The organism is Streptomyces sp. NPDC090499, from assembly GCF_044769305.1.
GTDB lineage: Bacteria > Actinomycetota > Actinomycetes > Streptomycetales > Streptomycetaceae > Streptomyces.
The window spans coordinates 1,466,659-1,480,174 of record NZ_JBIVXP010000001.1 but is presented as its reverse complement, the minus strand read 5'-3'; the positions used below and the strand labels follow the sequence as shown (position 1 = coordinate 1,480,174).

12 protein-coding genes are annotated in these 13,516 nt (G+C 70.6%); 2 read left to right on the top strand and 10 right to left on the bottom strand.

Going from position 1 to position 13,516, the window contains the following annotated elements:
* Positions 1–12 precede the first annotated feature (12 nt).
* From ACIQVL_RS06810 to ACIQVL_RS06770, 9 genes are all read right to left on the bottom strand, one after another.
* Positions 13–1,053 carry a glutamate ABC transporter substrate-binding protein gene (locus ACIQVL_RS06810; protein ID WP_403474800.1) on the bottom strand — a complete coding sequence of 347 codons (1,041 nt, stop codon included), beginning with the start codon at positions 1,051–1,053 and terminating at the stop codon, positions 13–15.
* 14 nt (positions 1,054–1,067) lie between these two features.
* Complete coding sequence (locus tag ACIQVL_RS06805) at positions 1,068–2,495, bottom strand: hypothetical protein (RefSeq protein WP_403474623.1); 1,428 nt, start codon at positions 2,493–2,495, stop codon at positions 1,068–1,070.
* A 282-nt stretch (positions 2,496–2,777) separates the two neighbouring features.
* Positions 2,778–3,749, bottom strand: coding sequence for an N-acetylglucosamine kinase (locus ACIQVL_RS06800; RefSeq protein ID WP_403474622.1), 972 nt, complete (start codon positions 3,747–3,749; stop codon positions 2,778–2,780).
* On the bottom strand, positions 3,740–5,008 hold the full coding sequence (locus ACIQVL_RS06795) for a 6-phospho-beta-glucosidase (RefSeq protein ID WP_403474621.1): 1,269 nt from the start codon (positions 5,006–5,008) through the stop codon (positions 3,740–3,742). The genes ACIQVL_RS06800 and ACIQVL_RS06795 overlap by 10 nt, the downstream gene beginning before the upstream one ends.
* 6 nt (positions 5,009–5,014) lie before the next feature.
* Positions 5,015–5,908 (bottom strand): carbohydrate ABC transporter permease, encoded by an 894-nt coding sequence (locus ACIQVL_RS06790; protein WP_089107451.1) that lies wholly within the window; start codon positions 5,906–5,908, stop codon positions 5,015–5,017.
* 2 nt (positions 5,909–5,910) lie between these two features.
* Positions 5,911–6,852 (bottom strand): carbohydrate ABC transporter permease, encoded by a 942-nt coding sequence (locus ACIQVL_RS06785; protein ID WP_403427542.1) that lies wholly within the window; start codon positions 6,850–6,852, stop codon positions 5,911–5,913.
* Between the two features lie 2 nt (positions 6,853–6,854).
* Positions 6,855–8,198 (bottom strand): ABC transporter substrate-binding protein, encoded by a 1,344-nt coding sequence (locus tag ACIQVL_RS06780; protein WP_403474620.1) that lies wholly within the window; start codon positions 8,196–8,198, stop codon positions 6,855–6,857.
* Between the two features lie 64 nt (positions 8,199–8,262).
* Positions 8,263–9,474, bottom strand: a complete 1,212-nt coding sequence (locus tag ACIQVL_RS06775) for an ROK family protein (RefSeq protein ID WP_403427545.1) — start codon at positions 9,472–9,474, stop codon at positions 8,263–8,265.
* 274 nt (positions 9,475–9,748) lie between these two features.
* Positions 9,749–10,576: a hypothetical protein gene (locus ACIQVL_RS06770; protein WP_403474619.1), complete on the bottom strand. Its 828-nt coding sequence runs from the start codon at positions 10,574–10,576 to the stop codon at positions 9,749–9,751.
* A 249-nt stretch (positions 10,577–10,825) separates the two neighbouring features.
* Here ACIQVL_RS06770 and ACIQVL_RS06765 point away from each other — a divergent pair, with 249 nt between their 5' ends.
* Positions 10,826–11,362 carry a hypothetical protein gene (locus ACIQVL_RS06765; RefSeq protein WP_403427547.1) on the top strand — a complete coding sequence of 179 codons (537 nt, stop codon included), beginning with the start codon at positions 10,826–10,828 and terminating at the stop codon, positions 11,360–11,362.
* A gap of 100 nt (positions 11,363–11,462) precedes the next feature.
* Here ACIQVL_RS06765 and ACIQVL_RS06760 read toward each other — a convergent pair whose 3' ends face one another.
* Positions 11,463–12,566, bottom strand: coding sequence for a mechanosensitive ion channel family protein (locus ACIQVL_RS06760; protein WP_403427549.1), 1,104 nt, complete (start codon positions 12,564–12,566; stop codon positions 11,463–11,465).
* Positions 12,567–12,932: 366 nt separating this feature from the next.
* Here ACIQVL_RS06760 and ACIQVL_RS06755 point away from each other — a divergent pair, with 366 nt between their 5' ends.
* On the top strand, positions 12,933–13,469 hold the full coding sequence (locus ACIQVL_RS06755; protein ID WP_355711725.1) for an HNH endonuclease: 537 nt from the start codon (positions 12,933–12,935) through the stop codon (positions 13,467–13,469).
* Positions 13,470–13,516: the final 47 nt, after the last annotated feature.

Below are 13,516 nucleotides of genomic sequence, written 5' to 3'. Positions count from 1 at the left end.
CGCGGATGCGGGTCAGCTGGTGCGCAGGTACTGCGGCGCGGGTGGCTTCGACGCCGTCGAGTCCGCTCCCAGTGTCGCCGACAACCACTTGTCGTACGACGCCTGCCAGCCGTCGGACCGGTACTCCACCAGGATCTGGTTGACCCGGCGGACCAGATCGGTCGCGTCCTTCTTCATCGCCACCCCGTAGTACTCGGTCGTGAAGGCGGCGCCCTTGAGCTCGACCGTCGGGTCCTGGGCGGCCTGGCTGGCGGCCAGCGCACCGTCGGTGACCACCGCGTCGACCTCGCCGAGCTGCAGCCGCACCAGGCAGTCGAGCTGGTTGGGGACGGTGGTGGAGATGTCCGCCGAGGCCGGCAGCCGTCCGGCCTTCCTGTCGGCGTCCAGCTTGGTGTACGCCGTCGAACCGGCCGCCGTGCAGATCCTCTTGTGGGCCAGCGTGCCGTTGTACCCGGTGATCCGCGACGACTTGGGGGCGAGGACCTGCTGCCCGGTCCTGAAGTACGGCGCGGAGAACGCGACGTCCTTCAGCCGGTCGCAGTTGATGGTCATCGTGCGCACCACCATGTCCACGCGGCCGTCCTGGATCGCCGGTATCCGCTGGCTCGTCGGAATCGCCTTGAACTGCACCGCGTTCGGGTCGCCGAGGATGTCCTGGGCGATCCGGTGCACCAGGTCGATGTCGAAGCCCTCCAGCTCCGCGTCCGAGGTGTTCGGGTTGCGGTAGCCCCAGCGGTAGCTGTTCTGGTCGACGCCGACGATCAGCTTCCGCTTGGCGCCGGTACGGGCCTTGATGGCGTCGATCGTGGACCCGTCCGCGCCCGACGGCGACCAGGTCTCGTCCTGCGCCCGGGAGTCCACGCACGAGTCGGCCTTCGCCGGGCTGCCGGTGGCCAGCCCCGGACCGCCGAGCCCCACGCCCTGCCCGCCCGCACCGCGGGACTGGGTGAGCGGCAGCAGCAGGACGAACGCCAGCGCCAGGACGCAGCCGACCGCCATCGCGCCCACCCCGCCCCAGCCGCGCAGGGAGACCCTCATCCGCCGCACGAACATCGCCACGCCCCCTCTCACCGGTACTCCGAAAGCCTGCGCCCGATGCCGAACAGCGCGCCGGCCGCCGCCGCGACCCCCAGCATGGCGGCTCCGATGGGCAGTCCGGACATCGCGTCCCGCCCGTCGGTGGCCTGCTCCTTGAACCGGGTCTCCTCGTACGCCAGCGCGTTCTTCAGGTTCGTGTCGACGCTGTCGAAGCACTCGGCGGTCGCGCCCTTCGCGCCGATCACCTTGTCCAGCGCCGCCTGGTAGTCGCCGTTCTCGTCCTCGGTGCGGGCGGCGGCGTGCCGCTGCTTCCACACCTTCATGTTCCCCTCGGCCGCCACCACCGGCTTGCTGCCCGCCGTGTCGTCCGCGAGCGCCGCGGCCTCGGTGAGGCCCTTGCCGAGCGCGTCCATGTCCTTGTCGAAGTCGTAGTAGTACGCGTCGTACGTCTGTCCGCCGACCGTGACCGTCTCGGCGCCGCGCGCCACCAGGCTCAGGTTCTCGTTCCCGCGCGCCTTCAGGGAGGCGATCCGGGCGTCGTGCAGCACGTTCAGCGAGCGGACGCCGTGGTCGTAGGAGCCGTCCAGGCCGGAGCGGGCGACGGTGTGGCCGACGACCAGCCACAGCAGCGTGACGACCGTGGCCGCGGAGGCCGCGACCAGGCCGTGGTTCAGCAGGCGGTTGGTCCGGCGGTAGTGGCGCAGCTGGGCCCAGGCGAGCGCGGCGAGCGCGAGGAGGCCGAGGACGATCGCCGCCCAGGGGTACGGCGTCGCGTCCGAGTAGTCGGCGGCGAGGCTCGCGTTCTCCTTGGTGTAGAGGTCCTCCGCCGCCGGGAGCATCTCCTGCTCCATCTTCTCGTTCGCGTACCGCAGGTAGGCGCCGCCGACCGGGTAGCCCTGCCGGTTGTACACCCGGGCCCGCTCCACCAGCCCCTTGTACTCCGGCAGCAGCGTGTTCAGCTTCTCCACGGCCGCCTCGGAGGGCGAGCCGGGCTCGGAGTTGGCGGCGGCGGTGACCAGCTTGGCGGCGGCGGTCCGGATGTCCTGCTCGTACCGGGCGCGGGAGGCGGGCGTCTCCTGACCACCGGCCAGGAACCCGCTGGAGGCGGCGGTGTTGGCGTCGGCCAGCGAACGGTAGATGTCGGCCGCGCCCGAACTCAGCGGCTGGCTGCGGTGCAGCACGTCGTCGGCGGCGGCCGCGCGGTCGGTCATCTGCCAGGCGGTGACGGCACCGAAGGCGACGATCAGCGCGGCGAGGACGGCGCCGATGACGCGGAGCCGGCCGGGTTCGGTGGTGGCGGCGGCGCGGAGCCGGTCGACGCCTTCCGCGAACGCGGAGCGGCGCGGGGGCGCCGGGGCGGGCGCCGGGCCCGGCGCGGGGGAGGAGCCGGCCCGCTGGGCGGGCAGCGCGGTGCCCGCGCCTGGCGGTGCCGCGCTCTTCGTCGGCGGGTGTGTCACTTGACCTCCCCCATGGTCATCCGGTCGCCGCCCAGTATCGCCGCCCGGACTGACATTCGGCACCGGCCTTCACTGGATCTTGATCGGATCGCAGCGGAACCCCTGCCCATGAATACGCCGGGGGAATCGGTTCGGTTCCTGGGGGGTGGTGTCGCATCGTCGCGGGGCGCGGGCCGGTGGGGGTTGCCCGCGCAGTTCCCCGCGCCCCTGAAGGGGCGCTTCAGCCGCGGGCGGCACCCTGCCGGCGCCGGTGAGCCTCCCCACCCCCGCCCACACCCCCCGTCACCCTTCGAAGTACCGCCGCACCCTCTCCTGCACGGCCGCCCCCGCCCCCACCTCGTCCAGCCCCAGCAGCGCGGCGCCCAGCACCGGCCGCGCCGTCACCACCCTCGGTACCGCCTTCGGTGCCCGTGCCGCGAGCAACTCGCGGACCCCGTCGTCGAGTTGCGGATGCCCGCCCGCGAGCACCCCGCCCCCCAGCAGCACCGGCGTCTCCTCGTCCAGCAGCTCCAGGCGGGTCAGCGCGACCACCGCCATGGCCACCACCTCCTGCGCCAGCCGGTCCACGACCGCCCGTGCGACCGGGTCGCCGTCGGCCGCCGTCGCGAACAGCACCGGCGTCAGCTCGTGCCGCCGGGCGGGCTCGACCTCCTCCCGGTGCAGCGCCTCGATCAGCGCGAGCATGCTGTCGTACCCGAAGTACGCCGGGAGCGCGCGGGCCAGCGCCGTGCCCTCCCCGCGGCCGTCCTCCGCGCGTGCCGCGTGCCACAGGGCCTCCTCCGCCAGCCCCCAACCGCCGCCCCAGTCACCGGAGATCCGGCCGAGCGCGGGGAAGCGGGCGGTGCGGCCGTCGGGGCGCATGCCGACGCAGTTGATGCCGGCGCCGCAGACGACGGCGACCCCGCGCGGCTCGGTGACGCCGGCCCGCAGGATCGCGAAGGTGTCGTTGCGGACCGCCACCGTCGCCCCCCACGCGCGCGTGGCGAGCGCGGCGGCCAACTGCTCCTCCTCGAAGGGGAAGTCGGCGTTGGCCAGGCACGCCGAGACGTGGGCGGCCGAGGTGACCCCGGCGGCGCCGTACGCCTCGGCGACCGCCGCGGCCACCTCGTCCACGGCCTGCTCCACGCCCACCACCGGCGGCCGGAAGCCGCCGGCGCGAGCCGTGGCGAGGACCTCGCCGTCCGCCGCCACCACCGCGACGTCGGTCTTGCTGTTGCCCGCGTCGATGGCGAGGACACTTGCGGTCAGGCCCACGCGAGGTGCTCCCGGTTGTGCGCGATCAGTCGGCCGGTCAGGGCGTCGGCGTACTCGTACTGGCCGATCAGGGGGTGGGCGAGCAGCGCCCGGAAGACGCGGTCCCGGCCGCCGCGCAGGGCCGCCTCCAGGGCCAGCTCCTCGTACGCCGTCACGTTCGCGACGAGCCCGGCGAAGAGCGGGTCGACGTCCGGGACGGGCAGCGGCACCGGGCCGTGCGCGCCCACCGCCGCCTGGACCTCGATCACCGCGTCGTCGGGGAGGAAGGGCAGCGTGCCGCCGTTGTACGTGTTGACCACCTGGTAGGGGTTGCCGGCGCCGCCGAGCAGGGCCGCGGCCAGGTCGACCGCCGCCTCCGAGTAGTAGGCGCCGCCCCGCTTCGCGAGCAGCTCCGGCTTCTCGTCCAGGGCCGGGTCGCCGTACATCTCCAGCAACTGCTTCTCCATCGCGGCGACTTCCTCCGCCCGCGACGGCTTGGTGCGCAGCTCCCGCACCACCTCGTCGTGGGCGTAGTAGTAGCGCAGGTAGTAGGAGGGGATCACGCCGCCGAGGCGGTCGAGGAGCGCCGGGGGCAGCTTCAGGTCGGCGGCGATGGTGTCGCCGTGCTCCCCGAGCAGCTTGGGCAGGACGTTCTCGCCCTCGGGGCCGCCGAGGCGGACCGCCGTCTCCCAGGTGAGGTGGTTGAGGCCGAGGTGGTCCAGGTGGATCTCGGACGGCGTGACACCGAGCAGGTTCGCGAACTTCCGCTGGAAGCCGATCGCCACGTTGCACAGCCCGACCGCCTTGTGGCCGGCCTGGAGCAGGGCACGGGTCACGATCCCCACCGGGTTGGTGAAGTCGATGATCCAGGCGTCCGGGTTGGTGCGGCGGACGCGTTCGGCGATGTCCAGGACGACGGGGACCGTGCGCAGGGCCTTGGCGAGGCCGCCGGCGCCGGTGGTCTCCTGGCCGATGCAGCCGCACTCCAGCGGCCACGTCTCGTCCTGCTGCCTGGCCGCCTGGCCGCCGACGCGCAGCTGGAGCAGCACCGCGTCGGCGCCCTCGACGCCCGCGTCCAGGTCGGAGGTGGTGACGATACGGCCGCTGTGGCCCTGCTTCGCGAAGATCCGGCGGGCCAGTCCGCCCACCAGTTCCAGGCGTTCGGCGGCCGGGTCCACGAGGACCAGTTCCTCGACGGGCAGGGTGTCCCGCAGGCGTGCGAAGCCGTCGATGAGTTCGGGGGTGTAGGTCGAGCCTCCGCCGACCACAGTGAGTTTCATACGTGGTTAACCCTTCACTCCGGTGAGCGTGACGCCCTCGACGAACGCCTTCTGGGCGAAGAAGAAGACGAGGATCACGGGGGCCATGACCAGCACGGTCGCGGCCATGGTCAGGTTCCAGTCGGTGTGGTGCATGCCCTTGAACGACTCCAGGCCGTAGGAGAGGGTCCAGGCGCCCGGGTTCTCCGAGGCGTAGATCTGGGGGCCGAAGTAGTCGTTCCAGGCGTAGAAGAACTGGAAGAGGGCGACGGCGGCGATGCCCGGCTTCGCCATCGGGATCACCACCCTGAGGAGGGTCCTGAGGTCGCCGCAGCCGTCCACCTTCGCCGCGTCCAGGTACTCGTTCGGGATCGTCATCAGGAACTGGCGCAGCAGGAAGATGGAGAACGCGTCGCCGAACGCCATCGGGACGATCAGCGGCCACAGCGTGCCCGACAGGTCCAGTTGCTTCGCCCAGAACAGGTACATCGGGATGATGACCACCTGCGGCGGCAGCATCATCATCGAGATCACCAGCATGAGCGACAGGTTGCGGCCCCGGAAGCGGAACTTGGCGAGCGCGTACGCCACCGGGAGCGAGGACACGACGGTCAGGACGGTGCCCAGGCCGGCGTAGATCAGGGTGTTCTTCCACCAGGTCAAAAAGCCCGGGGTGTCGAACACCTTCTTGTAGTTGCCCCACTCCCAGGTGTGCGGGATCAGGTCCCGGCTCAGTGCCTGGCTGTCGCTCATCAGCGAGGTCAGGAACACGAACACGAAGGGGAGGGTGAAGAACAGGGCGGCGGCGACGCCGAGCGAGTGCACCGCCACCCAGTTCAGCAACGCCTTGCGGCGGGCGGTGCGTTCGGCCTCCGACACCGGGGCCTTCAGCTCCGCCGGCCGGTCCAGTACCTGGGTCATCGTCAGTCACCTGCCTGGATGAGACCGCCCCGGCGCCGCATCAGGAACGCGGTGAACACCATGGACAGGGCGAAGAGCACGAGGGCGACGACACACGCGGAGCCGTAGTCGAAGCGCTGGAAACCGAGGTTGTAGACCAGTTGGGGGAGGGTGAGCGTCGACTTCTCGGGATAGCCGGGCTCGAACTGCGTGCCCGCGCCCTGGATGACACCCGAGGCGACCTTCCCGGCGATCAGCGGCTGCGTGTAGTACTGCATCGTCTGGATGACACCCGTGACGACCGCGAACATCACGATCGGCGAGATGTTCGGCAGCGTCACGAACCGGAAGCGCTGCCAGGCCGACGCGCCGTCCAGCTCCGCCGCCTCGTACTGCTCCTTCGGCACGTCGAGCAGCGCGGCCATGAAGATGACCATCAGGTCGCCGACGCCCCACAGGGCCAGCAGGGTCAGGGCCGGCTTGGACCAGGACGGGTCGTTGAACCAGCCAGGGGCCGGGATGCCGACCTTCTCCAGGATCGAGTTGACCGGCCCGGTACCGGGGTTGAGCAGGAACGCGAACGCCATGGTCGCCGCGACCGGCGGAGCCAGGTAGGGCAGGTAGAAGAGGGTCCGGAAGACACCCGTACCCGTCTTGATCTTCGTGATCAGCATGCCGACGCCGAGGCCGAAGACGACCCGCAGCGACACCATCACGACGACCAGCCACAGGGTGTTGCGCAGCGCGGGCCAGAAGTACGGGTAGTGCTCGAAGACGTACGTCCAGTTCTTCGTGCCGGTCCACGTCGGCGGTTTGAAGCCGTCGTAGTGCATGAAGGAGAAATAGACCGTGGAGATCAGCGGGTACGCGAAGAACACCGCGAAACCGATCAGCCAGGGCGACATGAAAGCGACCGTGCGAAGCGCCGACCGGCGGCGCTTCGACGCCAACGTGATGGTGCTCATCGCTACTTGGCCTGCGCGATGTCCGTGTCGATCTGCTTGGCCGTGGCCGCCAGACCGGACTTCAGGTCCTTGACCTTGCCGCTCTCGTAGTCGTATCCGAAGTTCTGGATCGTCGCCAGGTACACACCGCCGTTGATGGAGGCGGGGGACGTCGTCGAGTTCGGGTTGGCGGCGATGTCCAGGAAGGTCTTGAAACGCGGGTCGTACTTCAGCTTCGGCGACTTCAGGGCGGCCAGCGTGGACGGCACGTTGTGGATGGCGTTGGAGAAGTCCACCACCGCGTCCGTGTCCGTGGTGATGTACTTGACGAACTCCCAGGCCGCGTTCTGCTTCTTGCTGGTGGCGGCGATGCCGGCGATGGTGCCGGTGATGTAGCCCTTGCCGTACTGCGCGACCTGGTCGTCGGGCACGGGCAGCGGCGCGACGCCGATGTCGAACTTCGTCTTGGCGTCCACGGCCATGCCGAGCCGCCACTCGCCGTCGAGCTGCATGGCGACCTGACCGGTCTGGAAGGGGTGCTTGTCGCCCCACTCGTCGCCGAGCGTCGCCCGGTACTTCTCCAGCTTCTGGAATCCGCCGAGTTCGTCGACCAGACTCTTCTGCAGCGTGAACGCCTCGGTGAGGGCGGGGTCCTTGGCGATGTCCGACTTGCCGTCGGAGGTGAAGTACGTCGGCGAGAACTGCGCCGCGTAGTGCTCGGTCGTGGTCTCCCAGCCGTGGTAGTCCGGCATGAAACCGAGCTGCTTGTAGCTGTCGCCCTGGTTGATCGTCAGCTTCTTGGCGTCCGCCTTGAACTCGGTCCACGTCTTCGGCGGGCTGGTGATACCGGCCGCCTTGAACGCCGTCTTGTTGTAGTAGAGGCCGTACGCGTCACCGAGCAGCGGCGCCGTGCAGCGGTTGCCGTCGTACTGGGTGTACTCGTTCATCGCCTTCGGGAACGTGGTCTCAGGGTCGATGCCGGCCTTCTTGAAGAACGGGTTGAGGTCGACCAGGGCGCCCGAGGAGCAGAACTTGCCCACGTTGTTGGTGGTGAACGACGAGATGACGTCCGGGGCCTTGTCGCCGCCGCTGCGCAGCGCCTGGTTGATCTTGTCGTCGGTCATGTTGCTGACGACGTTGACGTGGATGTTGGGGTGCGCCTTCTCGAAGCCGGCGATCAGCGCGTTGACCGCCTTCACTTCGTTCGGGGCGCTCCAGGCGTGCCAGAAGTTGATGGTGGTGTTCGCGGAGGCGTCGTCGTCGGCTCCGGAGGACGACTGGCCGGTACAGGCGGTGAGCAGGGCCAGCGAACTGGCCGCCGCGGTCAGGGCAAAAGCCGTCTTTCGGGCAGCGGAGGGTATGGGCATGGCGAGATCTCCCGGGGCGGGCGGTGTGCGAGGGAAGGACTGGCTGTGCGGGGGTCTGAGGGGTTCAGCGCGAGGTGTCGAAGACCTCGTCGCGGGTGGTCGCGAGCGCGCTCTCCAGCGCGCCGCGCAGCACGGGGTGTTGACGGACGTCGCCGACCACGAGATGCGGCCGGGCGGCGGCCAGCTCCTCCAGTTCGGCCTGGACGAGGGCGCGCAGCACCTCGCCGCCGGCGGTCAGGGCGGTGCCGCTGAGGACGACGAGTTCGGGGTCGAGGACGGAGACGAGCGAGGCGAGACCGGTGGCGAGCCGGGTCGCGTAGGTGCGCAGCAACTGGTGGTAGGGGCCGGTGGCGTGGTCGGCGGCGCGCGCGACGAGTTCCGCGGCCACCTCGTCGTACGGCCCGGCCGGCAGGTCCTCGATACCCAGCTCGCGCGCCAGCCGGGGCACGGCCTGCGAACCGGCGAGTTCCTGGTAGCCACCGCTGTTGGCCTTGGTGACCTGGCGGACCAGCGGGGTGCCCGGCACCGGCAGGAAGCCGACCTCGCCGGCGCCGCCGGTCCAGCCGCGGTGCAGCCGGCCGCCGAGGACCAGGGCGGCGCCGAGGCCCTCCTGGCTCCACAGCAGCACGAAGTCGCCGTGGCCGCGGGCCGCACCGAGCCGCTGTTCGGCGATGGCGGCCAGGTTGACGTCGTTCTCGTACTCGACCGGCATCGGCAGCGCGGCGGCCAGTTCGTCGAGCAGCGCGGGGGAGTGCCAGCCGGGCAGGTGCGAGGCGTACCGCAGCCGGCCGGTGTTCGGGTCGAAGGCGCCCGGCGTGCCGACGACGACCCGGTGCACGTCGTCCCGGGCCAGCCCGGCCGCCTTCACGGCACCGTCCAGGGCGTCGGTGACCTGCCGTACGACGGAGTGCGCGGAGCGCCGGCCGGGGGTCGGCAGCTCGTACTCGCCGACCGTGCGGCCGGTGACGTCGGCGACGGCGGCCCGGATCCGGCCCGGGTTGACGTCGAGGCCGGCGGCGTGGGCCGCACGCGGATTCACCGAGTACAGCTGGGCGTTGGGGCCCGGCCTTCCCTCGCTGGTGCCGGTCGCCAGCACCAGCCCGGCCGCCTCCAGGCGGGCCAGCAGCTGGGAGGCGGTCGGCTTGGAGAGGCCGGTGAGCTTGCCGATCCGGGTGCGCGAGAGCGGGCCGTGCTCCAGCAGCAGGTCCAGTGCGGCGCGGTCGTTCATGGCGCGCAGAACGCGCGGGGTGCCCGGCGTACCGGCGGTTCCTGCCATGGGGTTCGACACCTGCCTTTCCAGCCGCTCAGTTTCCCAGTGACCTGGGCGGTCGGTCCACCCGGGTGACCCGCTCGAACCGTCCATCCGTTGATCACTGTTAGGAAAGTTTCCTGTTGGCTGGAAAACGTAGGCCGCCGGAAGGAGAGCGTCAATAGCCCGCCGGGGCGGCAACCCAGTCGTTACCTGCGCTTGGGCATGTGCGGGGGCATGCGAAGGGCCCGCCCGGATGATCCGGACGGGCCCAGTCGGAGATCCCGGCGGCGGTGGGCCGTCACTTCACCTTGATGTAGTCACCCGTGGCCGTCGCCGCCGCGGTGGTCGTCGTACCCGCGAAGACGTACCGGTAGTAGCCGCTCTTGGACGCCTTCACCGTGGTGGACAGGGCGCCGCCGGTGCCGGAGGTGATCGTCTTCACGTTCGTGTAGGTCTTGCCGCTCTCGGCGCGGAACTGCAGGACGGCCTTCTGCCCCGAGTAGCCCTTGTACGCCATGGCGTCCCAGTCCGCCCGGGTCAGCTTGCCCTTGACGGTGATCGTCTTCCCCTTGGCCACCGGCTCCGGCGAGGCGTCGGCGGTCAGCTGGGCGGCACGCTGCACCTTCACGGTGGCGAGGCTGCCCCACATGGCCACGTCGGACTCGGAGCTGAGGTAGTCGTCCGAGACGGAGCCGTCGAAGTGGGCGTACAGGCCCGCGGCCTTCCACGTGGTGGCGTCCGCGGCCTCGTACAGGGAGTCGCCCGGGTCGACCGGGATGGTCTCGGTGCAGCTCTCGGTGACCGTCGTGTCCGTGGTGGCGGTCGTCGTGCAGACGGGCATGACCGCCGAGTCCAGCTCGTTGTCGAGCGTCCTCAGCGTGCCGCGGTAGAGGATCACCGCGGCGAACGTCTCCTTGTTGTCGATGACCAGGTCGGCGGGCCGGGTCAGGGTGTACGACACCGGGACGTTCACCGTCTTGGTGGTGCCGACGACGATCGCCTTGCCCTTGTTCACGGTCACGACGGAGAAGACCAGGTTCGGCGTGGCCGCGGAGGCGGCGGGCGCCGCGATGCCGGCCAGGGCCAGGGCACCGGACAGGGCGGCGCCTATGGCGAGCTTTCTCATGTTTCCCCACATTCGAGACGGGCCCCCGGGCGACGTCGCGCTCCAGAGCAAGGGCCCGTAGTGGGCTGACCATAGATCATCACGGTTGCGGGGAGAACGCGGGGGACCTGTGAAGAGCGTCTGAATCCGGCCGATGGCCGGTTTTTGATCACGGCTGCGTCACGATCTCCGTCCGGGCTGGTCGAGGGGGTCCTCCGCACAGTTTCCTGCCGTCTGATCCGAGCATCGACCAGGGGAGCGGGGACTCGTATGGCCCACCGGAGAAAGCTGTTCCTGCGGCTGTCGCTGAGAACCTTCACCGACGCCGTGCCGCTGACGGTGACGGTGTGCATCATGGCCTTCGTCGACGACGGCCTCGCCTGGTCGACCCTGCGCGAGGCGGCCGGCATCCCGGTGGCCGCGGCGCTGTTCTCCCCGCTGTGGGCGGCCTGGCGGACCCGCTCGCTGGTACGCGCGGCGCGCGGGCTGGGCATCCCGGTCTCCGAGAGAGCCCTCGACCGCACCCAGACGCACACCCTCACCGGCCTCCCGCTCTCCCTCGTCCGTGCCGAACTGGGCGCGTCCCGGCGGGCGTCCGAGGTCCGCGGCGGCAACCCGGTCGACTTCTCCTGGCGTCCGTTCCGGGGCAAGGCGTCCGCCGACGGTTCGGTCACCTACGACGAGGCCTCGGGGGAGACCCGCGTCGAACTCCACGCGGGCAAGCGCCTCGCCACCGACACCCCCGTCTTCCAGGGTGCCGTGTTCCTCGCGCTCTGCCAGACAGTGCGCACCCTCGAAGCCCGCTGACCCGAGGCCCGCTCAGGCGCCCGGCCCCGGTGGGGTCGTCGCCGGGGAGGCGCCGGGACGCCACACCTGTTCACCCGAACCGGCGTGCCGAACCGTTCCGCTACCGTCCGCCCGTCGCCGACCGCGGCGGAGCGATCGGCGTCGTCGCCGCCGCCTGCGGCGAATCCGCGTCGGAGAACACCGACGGCGCCGCCACCCCGGCCGCGCGGTCCGGGATCTCCTCGTCCAGGAGGACGGCCGTCTCGCCGCCCACGATGCGGATGTGCGCCGCGTCGAACGCCCGCTTGATCCGCCAGCGCAGCTCCCGCTCCACGGTCAGCGCCTTGCCCGGCATGGTCTTCGCGGAGACGCGGACCACCATCGAGTCGATGAGCACGGAATCCAGGCCGAGCACCTCGATCGGGCCCCACAGGACCTCGTTCCACGGCTCTTCCTTCGCCATCTTCTCGGCGACCTCGTCGAGGGTGGCGCGGACCCGGTGCAGGTCCTCGTTGGACCGCACGGTGACGTCGACGCCCGCGGTGGCCCAGCCCTGCGAGAGGTTCCCGATCCGCTTGATCTCACCGTTGCGGACGTACCAGATCTCGCCGTTGGCCCCGCGCAGTTTGGTCACGCGCAGGCCCACCTCGACCACCTCGCCGGAGGCGACGCCCGAGTCGATCGAGTCGCCGACGCCGTACTGGTCCTCCAGGATCATGAACACGCCGGACAGGAAGTCCGTGACCAGGTTCCGGGCGCCGAAACCGATCGCGACACCGGCGACACCGGCGGAGGCCAGCAGCGGGGCGAGGTTGATCTGGAAGGCGGACAGCACCGTCAGCGCGGCCGTGCCCAGGATCACGAAGCTCGCCACCGACCGCAGCACGGACCCGATCGCCTGCGACCGCTGCCGCCGCCGCTCGGCGTTGACCAGCAGCCCCCCGAGGGTGGTGCCCTCGGCCGACTCGGCCGTCCGGTTCATCCGGTCGATGAGCTTGGTTATCGACCGCAGCACGACCCTTCTGAGCAGCACCGCTATCACCAGGATCAGCAGCACCTTCAGACCGATCGCCAGCCAGGTCGACCAGTTCTGCTCGACCCAGCTCGCGGCGTTGGTGGCGCTCTCCTGGGCGTCCTGGAGCGTGGGCACCGCCGGGGTCGACGAACCCGAGGGGCTCGGCGACGGCGACGAACCGGCGGCCAGTAGGACGGCGGGCAAGGACACGGCGGGTACCTCCAGGCGGTGCGGTACTGCCCTCCGGCACGGCGATCAGGGTCAGATACGGCGTTCCAGGTCACGGAAAGGTCACCGGACGGGCAGGAACACCACACTAACGGGGCATTGTGTGTGGGCCGGGCCGATACGAGAAGGAGAGACCGCACTCACGCCCGCTTCTCGCCACCGCTTGAACAGGCCCGCTTGAACAGGCCCGCTTGAAGAGGGGTGCAACCGGGGGATGAATGCGGTGTGGTCGAAAACACTCCCAGCCCGTTACCGGGAGATGGTGGCGCGTCCACCAGGCAAGAGGGGAGACTGGCCACAGATCGTCCCGGCGCGAGCCACGCGCCGCCGACGCCCAAGGAGGCACCCGTGCCGCATGTCCTGGTCCTCAACGCGTCGTACGAGCCGCTCGGCGTCGTACCGCTCCGCCGCGCGCTCATCCTCGTCCTGGAGAACAAGGCAGTCGCCTTGGAGGAATCCGGCGCCTTCATGCACAGCGCAACCGTCACAGTCCCCGCACCCAGCGTGGTCCGGCTCAAGCGATTCGTACGGGTTCCCTACCGGGGGCCCGTTCCTCTCACCCGCAGGGCGCTCTTCGCCCGCGACGGGGGCCGGTGCATGTACTGCGGTGGCGTCGCAACCAGCGTCGACCACGTCATCCCGCGCAGTCGCGGGGGTCAGCACGTCTGGGACAACGTGGTGGCGTCCTGCCGCCGCTGCAACCACGTCAAGGCCGACCGCCATCTCTTCGAGATCGGCTGGCGGCTGCGGCACAAACCAGCCCCACCCACCGGCCTGGCCTGGCGCATCATCGGGACCGGCCATAGGGACCCGCGCTGGCTGCCGTACTTGCAGCCGTACGGCGCGGACGACGCCCTGGCCCGGATCGACGGCATCTCCGCCTGACGATCCGGGCCTTCGCATACCCCGTGGCTGCCCGTACGGCCACGGGG